The 17,286-nt window shown below is 62.5% G+C and carries 15 protein-coding genes; 1 reads left to right on the top strand and 14 read right to left on the bottom strand.

Annotated elements, in window-relative coordinates; all coding sequences use genetic code 11:
- Positions 1-3: 3 nt before the first annotated feature.
- The 4 genes from AC3RCM_RS04820 to AC3RCM_RS04835 are packed head-to-tail and all read right to left on the bottom strand — an operon-like array spanning position 4 to position 3,446.
- Positions 4-1,161, bottom strand: coding sequence for an osmoprotectant ABC transporter ATP-binding protein OsmV (locus tag AC3RCM_RS04820; protein ID WP_492629399.1), 1,158 nt, complete (start codon positions 1,159-1,161; stop codon positions 4-6).
- Complete coding sequence (locus AC3RCM_RS04825; protein WP_492629400.1) at positions 1,158-1,811, bottom strand: ABC transporter permease; 654 nt, start codon at positions 1,809-1,811, stop codon at positions 1,158-1,160. The genes AC3RCM_RS04820 and AC3RCM_RS04825 overlap by 4 nt, the downstream gene beginning before the upstream one ends.
- Positions 1,808-2,719, bottom strand: coding sequence for a glycine betaine ABC transporter substrate-binding protein (locus AC3RCM_RS04830; protein ID WP_049586430.1), 912 nt, complete (start codon positions 2,717-2,719; stop codon positions 1,808-1,810). Before AC3RCM_RS04830 ends, AC3RCM_RS04825 begins: the two co-directional genes overlap by 4 nt.
- Before the next feature lie 13 nt (positions 2,720-2,732).
- A complete protein-coding gene (locus AC3RCM_RS04835) occupies positions 2,733-3,446 on the bottom strand; it encodes an ABC transporter permease (protein ID WP_003248483.1) in 714 nt (237 codons plus the stop codon).
- Positions 3,447-4,003: 557 nt separating this feature from the next.
- Here AC3RCM_RS04835 and AC3RCM_RS04840 point away from each other — a divergent pair.
- Complete coding sequence (locus tag AC3RCM_RS04840; RefSeq protein ID WP_003248481.1) at positions 4,004-5,587, top strand: peptide chain release factor 3; 1,584 nt, start codon at positions 4,004-4,006, stop codon at positions 5,585-5,587.
- A gap of 131 nt (positions 5,588-5,718) precedes the next feature.
- Here AC3RCM_RS04840 and AC3RCM_RS04845 read toward each other — a convergent pair whose 3' ends face one another.
- The 10 genes from AC3RCM_RS04845 to AC3RCM_RS04890 form a co-directional block, all read right to left on the bottom strand.
- The gene (locus AC3RCM_RS04845; RefSeq protein ID WP_003248478.1) at positions 5,719-6,798 is read right to left on the bottom strand and encodes a polyamine ABC transporter substrate-binding protein; all 1,080 of its coding nucleotides are present in this window, start codon (positions 6,796-6,798) and stop codon (positions 5,719-5,721) included.
- Positions 6,799-6,850: 52 nt separating this feature from the next.
- Positions 6,851-7,192: a cupin domain-containing protein gene (locus AC3RCM_RS04850; protein WP_012051262.1), complete on the bottom strand. Its 342-nt coding sequence runs from the start codon at positions 7,190-7,192 to the stop codon at positions 6,851-6,853.
- A gap of 33 nt (positions 7,193-7,225) precedes the next feature.
- Positions 7,226-8,632, bottom strand: a complete 1,407-nt coding sequence (locus tag AC3RCM_RS04855) for an NAD(P)/FAD-dependent oxidoreductase (RefSeq protein WP_492629401.1) — start codon at positions 8,630-8,632, stop codon at positions 7,226-7,228.
- 64 nt (positions 8,633-8,696) lie between these two features.
- Positions 8,697-9,521 (bottom strand): AraC family transcriptional regulator, encoded by an 825-nt coding sequence (locus tag AC3RCM_RS04860; RefSeq protein WP_177429881.1) that lies wholly within the window; start codon positions 9,519-9,521, stop codon positions 8,697-8,699.
- A 690-nt stretch (positions 9,522-10,211) separates the two neighbouring features.
- Positions 10,212-11,180, bottom strand: a complete 969-nt coding sequence (locus tag AC3RCM_RS04865) for a peptide ABC transporter ATP-binding protein (protein ID WP_003255261.1) — start codon at positions 11,178-11,180, stop codon at positions 10,212-10,214.
- A complete protein-coding gene (locus tag AC3RCM_RS04870) occupies positions 11,180-12,148 on the bottom strand; it encodes an ABC transporter ATP-binding protein (RefSeq protein WP_020191897.1) in 969 nt (322 codons plus the stop codon). Before AC3RCM_RS04870 ends, AC3RCM_RS04865 begins: the two co-directional genes overlap by 1 nt.
- 10 nt (positions 12,149-12,158) lie before the next feature.
- Positions 12,159-13,085 carry an ABC transporter permease subunit gene (locus tag AC3RCM_RS04875; protein WP_003255259.1) on the bottom strand — a complete coding sequence of 309 codons (927 nt, stop codon included), beginning with the start codon at positions 13,083-13,085 and terminating at the stop codon, positions 12,159-12,161.
- A gap of 10 nt (positions 13,086-13,095) precedes the next feature.
- Positions 13,096-14,106, bottom strand: coding sequence for an ABC transporter permease subunit (locus AC3RCM_RS04880; protein WP_003255257.1), 1,011 nt, complete (start codon positions 14,104-14,106; stop codon positions 13,096-13,098).
- A gap of 91 nt (positions 14,107-14,197) precedes the next feature.
- Positions 14,198-15,808 carry an ABC transporter substrate-binding protein gene (locus AC3RCM_RS04885; RefSeq protein ID WP_177409996.1) on the bottom strand — a complete coding sequence of 537 codons (1,611 nt, stop codon included), beginning with the start codon at positions 15,806-15,808 and terminating at the stop codon, positions 14,198-14,200.
- Between the two features lie 78 nt (positions 15,809-15,886).
- The gene (locus AC3RCM_RS04890; protein WP_104886654.1) at positions 15,887-17,266 is read right to left on the bottom strand and encodes an OprD family porin; all 1,380 of its coding nucleotides are present in this window, start codon (positions 17,264-17,266) and stop codon (positions 15,887-15,889) included.
- Between the last annotated feature and the right edge of the window lie 20 nt (positions 17,267-17,286).

Here is a 17,286-nt window from a genome sequence, read left to right on the forward strand (position 1 = left end):
CGATTACGAAACCACCGCCTCGGCCGGCGAAACGATACTGCTCTTCGCCCCCCGCGATCTCCCCGAGCTCAGGTACGCGGCAATCGACTCCTGCGTCACCTCGCCCAAGAACACCTGCTCGGCATCCAACACTGGCAACCACGCGCGGTTGAACTCGTACATGCGCGACAACAGGATGCGCAAATGCTCATCGTGCGACGCCGTGGCATTGAACGGCCGCAGGAAATCGCCACACGTCCCTTGCTGGCGGTGCATGTCACGTCGGCGCACATAGCCCAGCGCCTTGTTCTGCGCGTCGGTCACCACCACGTAGCGGCGGTCGTGCTCATCGAGCAGCTCCAGTGCGTCGCTCACTGGTGTTTCCGGGCTCACCGACGGCGCGTTGTCCGCTGCATCCTCGGCACGCACCAGCAACAGGCGTTTGAGGGTGCTGTCCTGGCCCACAAAGTTGCTGACGAAATCATCCGCCGGGTGCGCCAGTAGGGTATCCGGGTGATCCAGCTGCAACAGCTTGCCGGCACGGAAGATGGCAATCTTGTCGCCCAGTTTGATCGCTTCGTCGATGTCGTGGCTGACCATGATCACCGTCTTGTTCAGCGCCCGCTGCATTTCGAAGAACTCGTTCTGGATCATCTCGCGGTTGATCGGGTCGACCGCGCCGAACGGTTCATCCATCAACAGCACGGGTGCATCTGCTGCCAGGGCGCGAATCACGCCGATACGCTGTTGCTGGCCGCCAGATAGCTCGCGCGGGTAGCGTTGCAGGTACTGCTTGGGTTCGAGCTTGATCATGCGCATCAGCTCGCGAGCCCGCTCGTGGCATTTCTGCTTGTCCCAGCCAAGCAGGCGCGGGACCACGGTAATGTTCTCCTCGATGGTCATGTTGGGGAACAGACCGATCTGCTGGATCACATAGCCGATGTGCCGGCGCAGGGTAACTTCGTCCAGGCCGGTGGTGTCTTCGCCGTTGATGAACACCTGGCCCGAGGTGGGCGTGATCAGGCGGTTGATCATTTTCAGCGTGGTGCTCTTGCCGCAGCCCGACGGGCCGAGGAACACGCAGATTTCCCCTTCATTGACGGTGAGGCTTACCGAGTCGACGGCTTTGACGTCCTTGCCGTTGACGTTGAAGGTTTTGCTGAGGTTCTTCAGTTCGATCATGAGCGCAGTCCTTCTGGAGTCAGGGCACGTTGCAGGGTTTGCAGCAGCAGGTCGGCGATGATCGCCAGCAGGCTGACCAGTACGGCGCCGACCAGCAGCATCGACATGTCGCTGCGGCTGATGGAAGTCAGAATCAGCACGCCGAGGCCGCCGGCGCCGATGGTGGCGGCAATGGTCATGACGCCGATGTTCATCACCACGGCGGTGCGAACGCCGGCGAGGATCACCGGTACGGCGATGGGCAGCTCGACCATGCGCAGGCGCTGGCCGAAGGTCGTGCCAATGCCACGCGCGGCTTCACGGATACCGGGCTCGACATTGGTCAGGGCCAGGTAGGTGTTGCGCATGATTGGCAGCAGCGAATAAAGAAACACGGCAGTGATCGCAGGCAAGGGGCCCAGCCCCTGGCCGAACTTGGAGTAGAACGGCAGCAGCAGGCCGAACAACGCAATCGATGGGATGGTCAGCAGCACTGTGGCGCTGGCCTGCAGCGGGCCGGCCACTGCCGGGAAGCGGGTCATCAGGATGCCCAGCGGCACGCCAACGAGGATCGCCAGGCCGACGGCGATGCCAACCAGCATGATGTGCTGCCAGGTCAGTTGCAGCACCTGGGCCCAGTCGAGGTGGGCGAACGTGTCGAGCAGGCTCATGGCTGTACCTCCTTGAGGGGATGCTCTCGCAGGAATGCCGCGGCCACAGCGGTCGGGTTCTGGTGGTCTACGTCGACCTTGGCATTGAGCTGGCGCATGGTCTCGTCATCGAGCTGCTCGGCCAGTGGCTTGAGCAGGGCGACCAGTTGCGGGTTGGCGTCGAGCACGGCCTTGCGCACCACCGGGGCGGCGGTGTAGTCGGGGAAGTAGTGCTTGTCGTCTTCGAGCAGCTTGAGGTTGAACGCGCTCAGGCGACCGTCGGTGGTGTAGACCAGGCCTGCGAACACCTGGTTGTTGTGCATGGCCGTGTAGACCAGGCCCGCGTCCATCTGGCGGATATTGGCGCGGCCGACCTGCAGGTCGTACATTTCCTTGAGCCCGACCAGGCCGTCGGGGCGGTTGGCGAACTCGGTGTCCAGGGCCACCAGGTGATTACGCTTGCGCTCGTCGCGCAGCACCTGGTTAAGGTCGCTGATCGAGTTGATCTGCGGGTAGGCCTCCGCGACCTGCTTTGGCAAGCCGAGGGCATAGGTGTTGCTGAATTTCGACGGGGTCAGCCAGATCAGGTCTTTTTTGGCATCCAGCTCCTTGACCTTGGCGTAGGTGGCCTCGGCGCTGGGCATACGCTCATCGATGTGGTTGTAGGACACCAGCGACACCCCGGTGTATTCCCACATCAGGTCGAGCTGGCCGGTTTCCTGGGCCTGACGTGCGAGGCTGCTGCCAAGCCCGCCGATGACACGCACATCGAAGCCATTGGCGCGCAGGTACTGCGCGGTGATTTCGGCGAGCACGGTCTGTTCGGTGAACACCCGCGCGCCGATGCGGATCAGCGGTTTTTCCGCTGCCTGGGCAAATCCTGCGAACAGCAGGGCCGCGCCCAGCAGCAAGGCGATTCTCTTCTTCATGCGTTTCCTATCCTTATTGGGCCAGGCCACGTTCCAGCCAGCGCCTGCTGGAGAAACTCACCGCCGCATCCAGCACCAGTGCCAGCAGCGCGGTACAGGCGGCCCCCAGCAGCAGCTGCGGCTGATTGTTCAGGGCGATGCCGGGGAAAATCAGGCTGCCCAGGCTGTTGGCGCCGATCAGGAATGCCAGCGGTGCGGTGCCCACGTTCAACGCCAGGGCCACGCGTACGCCGCCGACGATGATCGGCACGGCGTTGGGCAGTTCCACCTGCCAGAGTTGCTGGCGCGGGGTCATGCCAATGCCGGTAGCGGCTTCCTTGAGCGATGCGGGGACGTTTTTCAGGCCTTCGTAGGTGTTGCGCACGATGGGCAGGAGGGACGCGAGGAACAGTGCGAAGATCGCAGGCCCGGCGCCGATGCCCAGGATACTCAGGGCGATGGCCAGAACGGCCAGAGGGGGGATGGTGTTGCCAACGTTGAAGAACTGCATGAAGCGCTCGGCTTTGTCGACCCGGTGCGGTCGACTTAACGCAATGCCGGCGGGGATGCCCACGGCCAGCGCCGCCGCCATCGAAGCCAGCACCAGTACCAGGTGCGCTTGCAGGTAGAACCCAAGATCGTCGCGATAACGCGCGATCGTGTCGATGCCGATCCAGTGGACCAGCAGGGCCAGGATGACGAGCACGGCGGCCCATCCCAACAGCCCCTTTCCGTAGCGTTTAGCCACAGGTGGACTCCTTGTGTAGTCGGCGAGCACACTTCTTGGTTGCCGGCCAGTCCTGGCGGCGGGTGGTGTGTTCGCGAGTAGCAGCGTGATGCAAACCGAGGGCTGCGATCAGGCCATGAGCCGAACCCCGTCGGGCCCGAAAATGCTGATGAAACCAGTCCCCAACCGAAGCGGTTTGCAGGGGAGTGGACGTCTCCGTGGGCGTAAAGGTTCCCATCTGGGACGGCATTTGGCCAGCGTTAATCGCTGGGTTGCGGGTTTTTTGGCGAGAAAAAACAGCGACTTGATGTGCTGCAGGCGTTGAAATAACTGCGTTTTGGTTATTTGTCGTGATAAAGCGATTGCCTGTTGGGTTTGTTTTGTCTGTGCTGGCGTCTTCGCGGGTAAACCCGCTCCTACGAAGACTGCACCGCATCCGGATCCTGTGTCGTACCTGTAGGCGCGGGTTTACCCGCGACGAGGCCGGCACAGGCGCCATTCATTCGGCAGATTTTGGCCCAGGCCCAACTTCAGGTATGATACTGCCCCTTTCAAATCCCCCAGTCAGGCGATTTCCCATGACCAACCAGGCCGCCGAAGTCGCGAAGCGCCGCACTTTCGCAATCATTTCCCACCCCGACGCCGGTAAGACCACCATCACCGAGAAGCTGCTGCTGATGGGCAAGGCCATTGCCGTCGCCGGTACCGTGAAGTCGCGCAAGTCCGACCGCCATGCCACCTCCGACTGGATGGAAATGGAGAAGCAGCGCGGCATCTCCATCACCACCTCGGTGATGCAGTTCCCGTACCGCGAGCACATGATCAACCTGCTCGACACCCCCGGCCACGAAGACTTCTCGGAAGACACCTACCGCACCCTGACCGCGGTGGACTCGGCGCTGATGGTGCTCGACGGCGGTAAAGGCGTTGAGCCGCGTACCATCGCCCTGATGGACGTGTGCCGCCTGCGCGACACGCCAATCGTCAGCTTCATCAACAAACTCGACCGTGATATCCGCGACCCAATCGAACTGCTCGACGAGATCGAAGCCGTTTTGAAGATCAAGGCCGCGCCAATCACCTGGCCGATCGGTTGCTACCGTGACTTCAAGGGCGTGTACCACCTGACCGGTGACTACATCGTGGTGTACACCCCGGGCCACGGCCACGAGCGTACCGAAGCCAAGATCATCCAGAAGCTGGACTCGGACGAAGCCCGCGCGCACCTGGGCGACCAGTACGATTCGTTCGTCGAGCAACTGGAGCTGGTGCAGGGCGCTTGCCACGAGTTCAACCAGGAAGAGTTCATCAACGGTCAGCTGACCCCTGTGTTCTTCGGTACTGCACTGGGCAACTTCGGTGTCGACCACGTGCTCGACGCCGTGGTCGACTGGGCGCCGCGTCCGCTTGGCCGTGTGGCCCACGAGCGCACCGTGGAGCCTGTGGAAGAGAAGTTCACCGGCTTCGTGTTCAAGATCCAGGCGAACATGGACCCGAAACACCGCGACCGTATCGCCTTCATGCGCATCTGCTCGGGCAAGTACGAGAAAGGCATGAAAATGCGCCACGTGCGCCTGAACAAAGACCTGCGTATCGGCGATGCGCTGACGTTCTTCTCCTCCGAGCGTGAGCAGCTGGAAGAAGCCTTTGCCGGTGACATCATCGGCCTGCACAACCACGGCACCATCCAGATTGGCGACACCTTCACCGAAGGCGAGGCGCTGGGCTTCACCGGTATCCCGCACTTCGCACCGGAGCTGTTCCGCCGCGTACGCCTGAAAGACCCGCTGAAATCCAAGCAACTGCGTCAAGGCCTGCAGCAGCTGGCCGAAGAAGGTGCTACTCAGGTGTTCTTCCCTGAGCGCAGCAACGACATCATCTTGGGTGCGGTCGGTGTGCTGCAGTTCGACGTGGTCGCCAGCCGCCTGAAGGAAGAGTACAAGGTCGAGTGCGCCTACGAGCCCATCACTGTCTGGTCGGCGCGCTGGATCAGCTGCGATGACAAGAAGAAGCTCGAGGAATTCCAGACCAAGGCCATGGAAAACCTAGCCATCGACGGCGGCGGTCACCTGACCTACCTGGCGCCGACCCGGGTCAACCTGGCGCTGATGGAAGAGCGCTGGCCGGACATCAAGTTCCGCGCTACCCGCGAGCACCATTAAGGCCTGAAATCGGGGCTGCTTTGCAGCCCTTCGCGGGCACGCCCGCTCCCACAGGGAATCACCAAACCAGGAGGTCATGGGATACCTGTGGGAGCGGGCGTGCCCGCGAAGGGCCGCTAGGCGGCCCCATTTCAGTTCCCGGCTTTGATACTGGTCCAGATTCGCGTACGAATACGGTCGATCTTCGCCGGCATCGCCTCCAGCGCATACAGCTTGCCCATCACCTCGTCGCTCGGGTAAATCATCGTATTGCCCTTCATCGCCGGGTCTACCAGGCCGTCTGCCTTGAGGTTGCCGTTCGCGTATTGCACATGGTTGCTGATGTTGGCCATCACTTCCGGCTGCAGCAGGTAGTTCATGTAGGCATATCCGGCCTTTTCATCGGGCGCATCGACGGGCATGGCGACCATGTCGAACCACATCGGCGCGCCCTCCTTGGGTATCGAATAGCCCACCTTCACGCCATTGTTCGCCTCATCGGCGCGGTTCTTCGCCTGCAGCACGTCCCCTGAGAACCCCACTACCACGCAGATATCGCCGTTGGCCAGGTCGCCCGTGTACTTGGACGAGTGGAAATAGCTGATGTAAGGCCGCACTTTCATCAGCAGGTCCTTGGCCTTCTCGTAGTCCTTGGGGTCTTGGCTGTGATGGGGCAAGCCCAGGTAGTGCAGGGCGATCGGCAGCAGTTCGGGGCCATTGTCCAGCACCGCGACGCCACAGCTTTTCAGCTTGCTCATGTACTCGGGCTTGAAGATCAGGTCCCAGGAGTCCACGGGCGCGTTGTCGCCGAGCACCGCCTTGACCTTGTCGATGTTGTAGCCAATACCGGTACTGCCCCACAGGTACGGGAAGCCGTACTGGTTGCCCGGGTCGTTGACCTCCAGCGCCTTGAGCAGCACCGGGTTGAGGTTGTGCCAGTTGGGCAGCTGCGACTTGTCCAGGCGCTTCAAGGCTTTGCCCTGAATCTGCCGGGCCATGAAATGGTTGGAGGGGAACACCACGTCGTAGCCGGAATTGCCGGTCATCAACTTGCCATCGAGGGTTTCATTGCTGTCGTACACGTCATAGGTCGGCACGATGCCGCTGGCTTGCTGGAAGTTCTTCAACGTGTCGGGGGCCACGTAGCTGGACCAGTTGTAGATCTTCACCGTTTCAGCGGCGCTGGCCACGCTGGCGGCCAGCATCAGGGGGGCGAGGAGGAAGGTGCGCATGTCGGGTTTACCTTGCTTTGTCTGTTGTTATCGAAGGCAGGCGATCAGCGGATCAGAAAATAAGCACGTAGGTCTTGCGCACGGTCTCCTGGATGTCCCAGGTGCCGGTGCTGTTGGCCGGTAGCATCAATGCGTCTCCGGCTTCTATGACCAGGGGCTCGCCACCGTCGGGGGTGAACGTGCAGCGGCCCTTGATGAAATGGCAGAACTCCTGTTGCACGATCTGCCGCCGCCAGCGCCCTGGGGTGCATTCCCAGATGCCGGTTTCAACGCCATCGCTGCGCTCCACGCAGGTGACTGACGTGACTGCCACGGGTTCGCCGAGCGGTACCGCGACCGGGTTGGAGCTGTCGAGCACGGCAAATTCGGTGTTCTTGAACTGGGTGATGCTCATGACCGGTGGATCCTGTACGAGTGAAAAGGGAAGTCAGTGCATGAAGCCTTCCATGAAGTCCGCAACCGAGATGGCCAGGCGCCGCCTCCACGGCGCGCTGGCGGGGTTGGCGAGGGTCCGGTCCTCGTGGACGAAGCTCTGGATGATCGCGTTGTAGCCCAGCCAGCGGCAGGGCTCGGGAGGCCAGCTGGCCAGGCTCGATAGCGGGCGGTTGTCGAGCACCCAGGGTTGTGCCGTCAGTTCGTTGCGCTGGTTGAGGATCAGCGCCGCCAGGGTGCGTCCGCCCAGGTTGGTAGCCCCCACGCCTTCGCCGCCGTAGCCGCCGGCAAGGGCGATGCCGCGCTGGCGGTCGCAGAGCATGTGTGGGCGGAAGCGTCGCGCCATGCCCAGGTTGCCGCCCCAGGTATGAGTGATGCGTACCTGTTTGAGCTGCGGGAACAGTTCGCCGAACAGGTAGCGGCGCAGTTCGACTTCGTGTTCGTCGAGGTTGAAGTTTTCGCGCAGACGCCCACCGAAGCGGTAGCCACCGCGAGCACCGAAGACCAGGCGGTTGTCGGCGGTGCGCTGGCCGTAGGTGACCTGGCGGCTGCTTTCACTGAAGGCTTGGCCCTGGCTCAGGCCAATCTGCTCCCAGGTGGCCTCCGGCAGCGGCTCGGTGGCCACCAGCAGGCTCTGTACCGGCAATTGGTGTTTGCCCAGTGGCGGCAGGCTGGCGGCGTAACCCTCCACGGCAGGCACCATCCACTGGCAGCGAATCTGTGCCAGCGGGGTACGCACCTCGCTCGGCTGCCAGTCGATGGCCGGGGTGTTTTCGTAGATCGATACGCCCAGCGCTTCCACTGCCCGGGCAAGGCCGCGCACCAGCTTGGCTGGCTGGATGGTCGCCGTGTGCGGGCTGTAGATGGCTCCAAACGCATTGCTGACCTGCAGCTGGCTCCCCAGCTGCTCGGGGCTCAGCCAGCGGTAGTCGTCCTCGGTCATGCCTTGGCGATACAAGTCGTCGAGGTAGGCGCGCAGGCTGCGTTCCTGCTCCGGGTAGCGCGCCGCGCAATAAAGGACGCCGCCTTTGCGGTAGTCGCAGTCGATGCCTTCGCTTTGCAGCACGCGATGCACTTCATCAGGGATGCCGTGCAGCAGGTCGATGCTGGCGCGGCGCTGTTGCGGCGAGAGGGCACCGAGCAGGCGGTCTTCGCCGAGCAGGTTGCCCATCAGCCAGCCCCCATTACGGCCGGAGGCGCCGAAGCCGGCGATTTGGGCTTCTATCACCGCAATGTTCAGCTGGGGTGCCTGGCGCTTGAGGTAGTACGCGGTCCAAAGGCCGGTATAGCCGGCACCGATGATGCACACGTCAACGTCGAGGTCATTGCGCAGTGCCGGGCGCGCGCACAGCGGCTCGTCGAGCTGGTCCATCCACAGGCTGAGCGTGCGCAGGGGTTGCATCGGGTTCGGCTCCACATCCGTCAAGGTCTGTGGGCGATCGTAGTGGTGTCAGCGGGCAGCTGTCCTACGTGCGTGCACGCAGGGAAATTTGCTTCAGGTAGGCCTTGGGCGTGAGCCCGGTGTGCTCACGGAAGCACTTGTAGAACGCCGACAGCGAGTTGAAGCCGGCACTGAAGGCCAGCTCGTCGATCGTCGCCTCGACGCTGTCGTCGCCGAGGCTGGCCATCAGGTGCTGCAGGCGTGCCTGGTTGACGTAGCGATAGAAGCTTTGCCCCAGCACCTGGTTGAGCAGGTAGGAAATCTGGTTGCGGCTGTAGCCGCTGGCGTCGGCGACCTGTTGCAGGTCGAGCTCCGGGTCGAGGTAGGGGCGTTGACGCTGGAAGTAGTGCTCCAGGTCCTGGGCCATGGTCGACAACTGCCGGGGCGACAGGCCCAGGCGGCTGGTGGCGGGGCGCGGGCCGCTGTTGGCGGGGCCTGTGCCGTTCCGGCGGACCAGCGTGGCGTATTCGTTGACCCGCCAGATCAGCCCGTCCCTGACGGTGATCGCCTCGCTGGACTGGAACGCAACCAGGCCGTCGCCGCCCTGCACCGTGACCTGATACTGAATGAATGCGGTGCAGCCATCGACGCGGATGCGGTCGCTGTGGACGATGTCCTCGCCGGCTTCATGGGGCAGACAGGCGCGTACATAGTCGCGCAGTTCCTGGTGGCCGAGCACGCGGTTCTGGAAGAAGTCGTGGTACTGGATATCGGGGTGGTACAGCGCCATGACACCGTCGAGGTCGCGGTGCTTCCAGCAGAGGTGGTAGCGCAGCACGATTTCGGCGGTAAGCGGCGTTTGCTCGGGGCCGTCGGGGAGGGTGGTGGCGATCATGGGAGGATAGTGCATTGCAGAACACCCAGGTGCAAGGGCGTGGATCCTGCATATTGCACGGTTTGCTCAGGCGGCTTGGAGGGTAAGCCTTTGATTCTTATGAATGTAGTTTTTTGATACAACTGGCATGGCGGCTGCACCTTTCTTGTCACCATCGAACAAGGAGAAAGGCCATGCGCTCGATACTGCTTTGGATGATTGGGGTGCCGATTCCGGTGATCATTCTGATCTGGTTCTTTATGCATTGAGATTTTGGGGGCCGCTTTTTGCGGCCCTTTTGCGCCCAATTAGGCTTGACGGCGTCTGCAGTCAGCAAGCAGGTATCAAAGCATTGAAAATGCCTTGTCCCGTACACAAAAAAATTGACACTCCCCTGATAGTCGAATCCCGGTATCCGTCCGGCCAACACATCTTCCTGACGGAACCGGCGAAGGCCATGGTGTCCACCTAAAAGTGGACACCATTTCTGGCCCATCAAGCGGATTTTCCAGGCATCCTCAGCGCCGTACCTACAATAAACCTTTCAAAGCCCAGAGTGCGACGAGCCCGGCGCCTCCATCGCAAACATCGCCTTGGGCTACAGCCTCAATGGCAACCTCGTCCACAAATGGATTCAGCTCCACAATCAAAAAGCCTTGGTACTTCAGCTGGGCAGCGCAGCAAACTGCTGTTTTTCGCATTGAGGGCTGCCCAGTTTTCTAACAGTTAAAGAAACTGCTCCGCATAGTGGCACGCAACCTGCCGCGTACTCACCTGCCTCAGCGCCGGCACCTCCTTGGCACACCGCTCGGTCGCATACGGGCAGCGTTTGTGGAAGGCACACCCATCCGGCGGGTTCAGCGGGTTGGGCAGTTCCCCGACGATACGAATCTTCGGCTTCAACGGGTCTGGATGAATCGCCGGTGTCGCCGACAGCAGCGCCTGGGTATAGGGATGCAGCGGCTTGTTGTAGATGTCCTCCTTCGGCCCCATCTCCGCCGGCCGCCCCAGGTACATCACCAATACCTGATCCGCCACATGCCGTACTACCGCCAGGTTGTGCGAAATGAACACGTAGGCGGTGTTGAACTCCTTCTGCAGATCCATGAACAAGTTCAGCACCTGCGCCTGAATCGACACGTCCAGCGCAGAGGTCGGTTCGTCGGCCACCAGCACCTTGGGCTGCAGCATCATCGCCCGGGCCAGGGCGATACGCTGGCGCTGGCCGCCAGAGAACATGTGTGGGTAGCGCTGGTAGTGCTCGGGGCGCAGGCCGACCTGTTCCATCATCTTCTGCACCTTGTCCCGGCGCTCGGCCTTGCTCAGCGAGGTGTTGATCAGCAGCGGTTCGGCCAGTTGGTCACCGATCTTCTGCCTTGGGTTGAGCGAGGCGTAGGGGCTCTGGAACACCATCTGTACATCGCGGCGCAGTTGTTTGCGCTCTGCCTTGCTGGCGCCCTTCACCTCGGTGCCGGCAATTTGCAGCGAGCCGGACGACGGCTCTTCGATCAGCGTCAGGGCGCGGGCCAGGGTCGACTTGCCGCAGCCGGACTCGCCGACTACAGCCAGGGTCTTGCCGGCCTCCAGTTCGAATGAAACGCCATTGAGCGCACGGACCAGGGCATGGCCCTTGAACAGCCCGCGGGAGACTTCGTAGTGCCGGGTCAGCTCCCGGGCGGATAGAACGACGGCCATCACGCCACCTCCTGGTTCAGCGGGTAGAAGCAACGCACCAGGCTGTGGGCCTGAGGGTCGAGGGGGGGGCGCTGGCGCCGGCAATTGTCCTGAACATAGGGGCAGCGTGGTGACAGCAGGCAACCGACCGGGCGGTCGTAGCGGCCGGGGACGATGCCAGGCAGGGTGGCCAGGCGTTCGGCGCCAATGCTGTGCTCGGGGATCGCGGCGAGCAGGGCTTCGCTGTAAGGGTGGGCGGGCACATCGAACAGTTCTGGCACCTGGCCCACTTCCACGGCTTGGCCGGCGTACATCACGCACACCCGCCTGGCGGTTTCGGCAACCACGGCGAGGTCGTGGGTGATCAGGATGAGCGCCATGTTGCGCTCCTTCTGCAGGTTGACCAGCAGTTCCATGATCTGTGCCTGGATCGTCACGTCGAGGGCCGTGGTCGGTTCGTCGGCGATCAGCAGCTTTGGCTCGCCGGCAATGGCCATGGCGATCGCCACACGTTGGCTCATGCCGCCTGACAGCTGGTGCGGGTAAGCGTCCAGGCGGCTTTCGGCGGCCGGGATCTCGACCTTTTTCAAGAGCTCCAGAGCACGCTGGCGTGCAGCCTTGCCTTTCAGGCCCAGGTGCTGTCGTAGCACTTCCTCGATCTGGAAGCCTACGGTGTAGCTGGGGTTGAGCGCGGTCATCGGGTCCTGGAAGACCATGGCGATGTCCTTGCCCACCACCTTGCGCCGCTGACGGCCGCTGAGCTTGAGCATGTCGGTGCCGTCGAAGGTCAGGGCGTCGGCGGTGATGCGCCCGGGGGCGTCGATCAGGCCCATCAGGGCCATCATGGTGACCGATTTACCCGAGCCGGACTCGCCGACAATGGCCAGGATTTCGCCGGCGTCTACCACCAGGTCAAGGCCGTCCACCACGGGTACCGCATTGGCGTCGCCGAAGCGCACGTTGAGGTTGTTGATCTGCAAAAGTGGCATGGCGTTTTCCTCAGGCGGCGTTCTTGAGTTTCGGGTCCAGCGCATCGCGCAGGCCGTCGCCCATCAGGTTGATTGCCAGCACACTGAGCAGGATGGTCAGGCCGGGCAGGCTTACCACCCACCAGGCGCGCTCGATGTAATCCCGGGCCGAAGCCAGCATGGTGCCCCACTCGGGGGTTGGCGGCTGTACGCCGAGGCCGAGGAAGCCCAGTGCGGCGGCGTCAAGGATGGCCGAGGAGAAGCTGAGCGTGGCCTGCACGATCAGCGGTGCCATGCAGTTGGGCAGCACGGTGACGAACATCAGTCGGGGCAAGCCGGCGCCGGCCAGGCGTGCGGCGGTGACGTAGTCGCGGTTAAGTTCGCCCATCACCGCGGCGCGGGTCAGGCGCACGTAGGACGGCAGGGAAACGATGGCGATGGCAATCACGGTGTTGATCAGGCCAGGGCCGAGGATGGCGACGATGGCCACGGCCAGCAACAGCGACGGCAAGGCTAGCATCACGTCCATCAGGCGCATGATCGACGGGCCGAGCAACTGCGGGAAAAAGCCGGCCAGCAGGCCAAGGAGAATGCCTGGGATCAGTGACATCACCACTGACGACAGGCCGATCAGCAGCGATAGCCGTGCACCCTGAATCAGCCGCGAAAGCAGATCACGGCCCAGTTCGTCGGTGCCCAGGATGAACTGCCAGGTGCCGCCTTCCAGCCACACCGGCGGGGTCAGCAGGAAGTCGCGGTACTGCTCGCTCGGGTCATGCGGGGCGACCCAAGGCGCGAACAGCGCGCAGAACACCACCAGGCACATGAAGGCCAGGCCCATCACCGCGCCCTTGTTGCGCGCGAAGGCTTGCCAGAATTCTTTGTACGGGGAGGGGTAGAGCAGGCTCTGGTCCACCGGGCTGGCCGGTGACACGGATTTTGTAATCGGGCTAGTCATGGCAAGGGCCTCAGCGCTGATGACGGATGCGTGGGTTGGCCAGGCCGTAGAGGATGTCCACGACGAAGTTGACCAGAATCACCAGGCAGGCGATCAACAGGATGCCGTTCTGGACCACGGGGTAGTCACGGGCACCGATGGCTTCGATCAGCCATTTGCCGATGCCCGGCCAGGAGAAGATGGTTTCGGTCAGCACCGCACCGGCCAGCAGCGTGCCGACCTGCAGGCCGAACACGGTCAGCACCGGGATCAGCGCATTGCGCAGGCCATGGACGAACACCACACGGGCCGGCGACAGGCCTTTGGCGCGGGCGGTGCGGATGTAGTCTTCACGCAGTACTTCCAGCATCGACGAGCGGGTCATGCGGGCGATCACCGCGAGCGGGATGGTGCCGAGCACGATGGCCGGCAGGATCAAGTGCATCACAGCGTCCTTGAACGCGCCTTCTTCATCGCTGAGCAGGGTGTCGATAAGCATGAAGCCGGTCTTCGGCTCGATGTCGTAGAGCAGGTCGATGCGCCCGGACACCGGGGTCCAGCCCAGGCTCACGGAGAAGAACATGATCAGGATCAGGCCCCACCAGAAAATCGGCATCGAGTAGCCGGCCAGTGATATGCCCATGACCCCGTGGTCGAACAGCGAACCGCGCTTGAGTGCGGCGATTACACCGGCCAGCAGGCCGACGACGCCGGCGAACAGCAGGGCGGCGAAGGCCAGCTCCAGGGTGGCCGGGAACAGGGTGAGGAACTCGCGCCACACGCTTTCGCGGGTGCGCAGCGATTCGCCAAGGTCACCTTGGGCAAGTTTGCCGACGTAGTCCAGGTACTGGACCGGCAGTGGCTTGTTCAGGCCCAGGCGTTCCATGGCCTGGGCATGCATTTCGGGGTCGACCCTGCGCTCGCCCATCATCACTTCCACCGGGTCGCCGGGGATCAGGCGTATGAGCGCGAAGGTCAGCAAGGTGATGCCGAAAAAGGTCGGTATCAGCAGGCCAAGGCGCCGGGCAATAAAACTCAACATTGTCGGGGTTACCTCATCAGGCCGTGGGGCGATCAGCCCGTTACGGCAGAGCCGCCGGTCCCCGTGTGGGTGGCCGGCGGTCGTTGTTGTTCTACTTCACCTTGGTGGTGGCGAAGTTGTTGTTGGTCAGAGGGTTGATCACGTAGCCCTCCACGTTGTCACGCATGGCGGTGAACATCTTTGGATGAGCCATGCTGATCCAGGGTTGTTCGTCATCGTACACTTTCAATGCCTCGTTATAGAGCCTTGCACGCTCGTCGTTGTCGATCACTTCGCGGGCGCGGCTGATCAGCTCCTGGAACTTGGGGTTGCACCAGCGCGCATAGTTCTCGCCACTTTTCACGGCATCGCAACTGAGCAGTGGGCTGAGGAAGTTGTCCGGGTCGCCGTTGTCGCCGGCCCAGCCGGTGGACACCAGGTCGGCTTCGCCGTTCTTCGCCCGGCGCAGCATCTCGGCCCATTCCATGACGCGGATATCCAGCTTGAGGCCGATCTGTTTGAGGTCGGCCTGCAGCATCTCGGCGGACAGGCGCGGGTTGGGGTTGGTCGGGCCGCCGCCGTTGCGGGTGAACAGGGTGATTACCGTGCCCTCGGGTACACCGGCCTGGCTGAGCAGTGCGCGGGCTTTGTCGAGGTCGCGCGGTGGGTTCTGGTTATGGGTGTTGTAGCCGATCATGGTGGGTGGGTAAGGGTTTACACCCACCAGCGCGTTGCCTTTGCCAAACAGTTGGTCGACATGGGTCTGGCGGTCGAAGGCCATGTTGATGGCTTTACGCACACGCACGTCGTTGAGGTATTTGTGCTGGGTATTCATGGCGATGTAGCCGGTGACCAGGGCCTCGATTTCTTCAACCTTGAGTTTCGGGTCTTGCTTGATCGACGGCACGTCATCGGGCTTGGGATAGAGCGCCACCTGGCACTCGTTGGCGCGCAGTTTCTGCAGGCGCACGTTGCTGTCGATGGCGATGGCGAACACCAGCGCATCGGCCGGCGGCTTGCCGCGGAAATAGTCCGGGTTGGGCTTGAAGCGGACCTGGGCGTCCTTGTTGTAACGCTGGAAGATGAAAGGGCCGGTGCCGATCGGTTTGCTGTTCAGCTCGGCGGTCTTGCCAGACTTGAGCAACTGGTCGCCGTATTCGGCGGAGTAGATCGAGGTAAAGCCCATGGCCATGTCGCGCAGGAACGGCGCTTCCGGTCGGCTGAGGGTAATCACCACGGTGTGCTCGTCAGCCTTGCTGACCGACTTGAGCAGTTCCTTGAACCCCATGCTCTCGAAGTACGGGTAGCCGACGCTGGTCTTGTCATGCCAGGGGTGGTTCGGGTCGAGCTGGCGATTGAGGCTCCACAGCACGTCATCGGCGTTCAAGTCACGGGTGGGCTTGAAGTAGTCGGTGGTGTGGAACTTCACCCCCTGACGCAGATGGAAGGTGTAGGTCAGGCCGTCGGTTGAAATGTCCCAGCGCTCGGCCAGGGCCGGCTGGATCTCGGTGGTGCCGGGTTTGAAGTCGACCAGGCGGTTGAACACTGTCTCGGCCGAGGCATCGGCGGTGACTGCGGTGGTGTACTGGACGATGTCGAACCCTTCCGGGCTGGCTTCTGTACACACCACCAGCGGCTTGGCCGCCAGTTGCGTGGCGCCGCCCAGAAGCAGCGCGACCAGGGCTAGGCGCAACGGCCGCGATTTCATGAAAGCTCTGTGCATGTGTTGAAAACTCCCTGCTTGCATTGGTTCCAGCGTAGCCGCCCCGGCCCGCAGCGAAACGGGCCAGGGCGCCGACGGTCAGAGAATGTTGAACGGAATGGTGGTGACCACGCGGAACTCATCCAGGCTGCCATCGCCCTGGGCCTTGCTGGCGCGATGGGTGGTGTAGGTGGCGCGGATGCTGGTGTCTTTCAGCGGCCCGCTCTGCAACGCGTAGCTGGTGCCAATACCCCACTCATAGTGGGTTTCGCCATCCAGGCCATTCACGTCGTAGGCAGTGCCGCGGTAGTGGGTGCCGTCGATACCCCAGCCGCGGGCGTTGTACAGGTTGAACTTCAGGCCAGGCACGCCATAGGGCGCCATGTTCAGCACATAGGAAATCTGCAGCGATTTCTCGTTGGGGCCGTTGAAGTCCGACAGCAGCGAGTTGGCCAGGAAGATGCCGTTGGTTTCGTGCAGGTAGTCGAAGTATTCATTGCCGTTGACCTGCTGCCAGGAGGCGCTGAGGGTGTGGGCCTGATGGGTCAGGCCCAGTGACAGGCTGTAGGTGTCGTTGTCGATCTTGCCCATTTTCTGGCTGCCGGCGTCGACGGTCTTGTAGTAGTTCAGGCCGGTGCTCAGGCTGAGCACTGCGCTGTCGCCGAGCACATGGTTGGCGCCGAAGTAGTACTGGTTCCAGAAGTCGTCGACCTTGGTGGCGTACAGGCTGGTACTCAGGCTCTTGAACGGCTGGTAGTTGATGCCGGCGGTGCTGGCACGGTCGGTTTCCACGCCGGTGGCGCTGTACTCGCTGCGGAACTTGCTGAGGCTCTGTTCGGTACGTGGCGAGACGCGGTCGAAGGTGCCCAGGTCGATGCTGAGGTTGTCGAATTCAGCGCTGTGCAGGAACGCGCCCTGGAAGCTCGAGGGCAGGGCGCGGTTGCCGATGTAGGCGATCATCGGCGTATCCACCGATTGGCGGCCAAGGGTAAGGGTGGTGTTGGACACGCGCGCCTTGATATTGCCCAGGCCCAGTTTGCTCCACTGGCCGACGGGGTCGCCATCGCTGTGGGTGAGGGTGCGGTTGTTGGGGCCGGCGATGGCTTCGCGGCTCTGTTGCAGGGCGATGGCGTTGTAGCCGGCAGCCTCGACGGCGAAGCCCACGGTGCCCTGGGTGAAGCCGGAGCTGTAATTGAGGATGGTGCCCTGGACCCAGTTTTCACGGCTGTGAGTGTCGTGGCGGGTGCCGTCGTTCTTGTAGTACTTCCACAGCGGCGCGCGTGCGGCACGTTCGCGGGCATACCAGTTGCGGGTGCTACCGGACAGGCTTTGGCCGTCGATGAAGCCGCTGGCTTGCGCTTGCTCGCTGCTGCTTTTGAGGGTGAGCGGAATGTAGTCCTGGCTCTGCGGATCTGCCTGGGCCACCGTGGAAAAGGCACTGATGGATAACGCCAGTGCGGTCAAGGTGAATACTTTCAAGGTTAAAGCTCCCTTTCTTT

The sequence above is a fragment of the Pseudomonas sp. GW823-FHT05G12 genome, assembly GCF_058795575.1.

Excerpts from the sequence above, each read along its gene's own strand:
- AC3RCM_RS04845 (WP_003248478.1), bottom strand. The coding sequence starts at position 6,798 with ATGCGCACCTTCCTCCTCGCCCCCCTGATGCTGGCCGCCAGCGTGGCC.
- AC3RCM_RS04865 (WP_003255261.1), bottom strand. The coding sequence starts at position 11,180 with ATGGCCGTCGTTCTATCCGCCCGGGAGCTGACCCGGCACTACGAAGTC.
- AC3RCM_RS04855 (WP_492629401.1), bottom strand. The coding sequence starts at position 8,632 with ATGCAACCCCTGCGCACGCTCAGCCTGTGGATGGACCAGCTCGACGAG.
- AC3RCM_RS04870 (WP_020191897.1), bottom strand. The coding sequence starts at position 12,148 with ATGCCACTTTTGCAGATCAACAACCTCAACGTGCGCTTCGGCGACGCC.
- AC3RCM_RS04880 (WP_003255257.1), bottom strand. The coding sequence starts at position 14,106 with ATGTTGAGTTTTATTGCCCGGCGCCTTGGCCTGCTGATACCGACCTTT.
- AC3RCM_RS04840 (WP_003248481.1), top strand. The coding sequence starts at position 4,004 with ATGACCAACCAGGCCGCCGAAGTCGCGAAGCGCCGCACTTTCGCAATC.
- AC3RCM_RS04885 (WP_177409996.1), bottom strand. The coding sequence starts at position 15,808 with ATGCACAGAGCTTTCATGAAATCGCGGCCGTTGCGCCTAGCCCTGGTC.
- AC3RCM_RS04875 (WP_003255259.1), bottom strand. The coding sequence starts at position 13,085 with ATGACTAGCCCGATTACAAAATCCGTGTCACCGGCCAGCCCGGTGGAC.
- AC3RCM_RS04850 (WP_012051262.1), bottom strand. The coding sequence starts at position 7,192 with ATGAGCATCACCCAGTTCAAGAACACCGAATTTGCCGTGCTCGACAGC.
- AC3RCM_RS04830 (WP_049586430.1), bottom strand. The coding sequence starts at position 2,719 with ATGAAGAAGAGAATCGCCTTGCTGCTGGGCGCGGCCCTGCTGTTCGCA.
- AC3RCM_RS04825 (WP_492629400.1), bottom strand. The coding sequence starts at position 1,811 with ATGAGCCTGCTCGACACGTTCGCCCACCTCGACTGGGCCCAGGTGCTG.
- AC3RCM_RS04820 (WP_492629399.1), bottom strand. The coding sequence starts at position 1,161 with ATGATCGAACTGAAGAACCTCAGCAAAACCTTCAACGTCAACGGCAAG.
- AC3RCM_RS04860 (WP_177429881.1), bottom strand. The coding sequence starts at position 9,521 with ATGCACTATCCTCCCATGATCGCCACCACCCTCCCCGACGGCCCCGAG.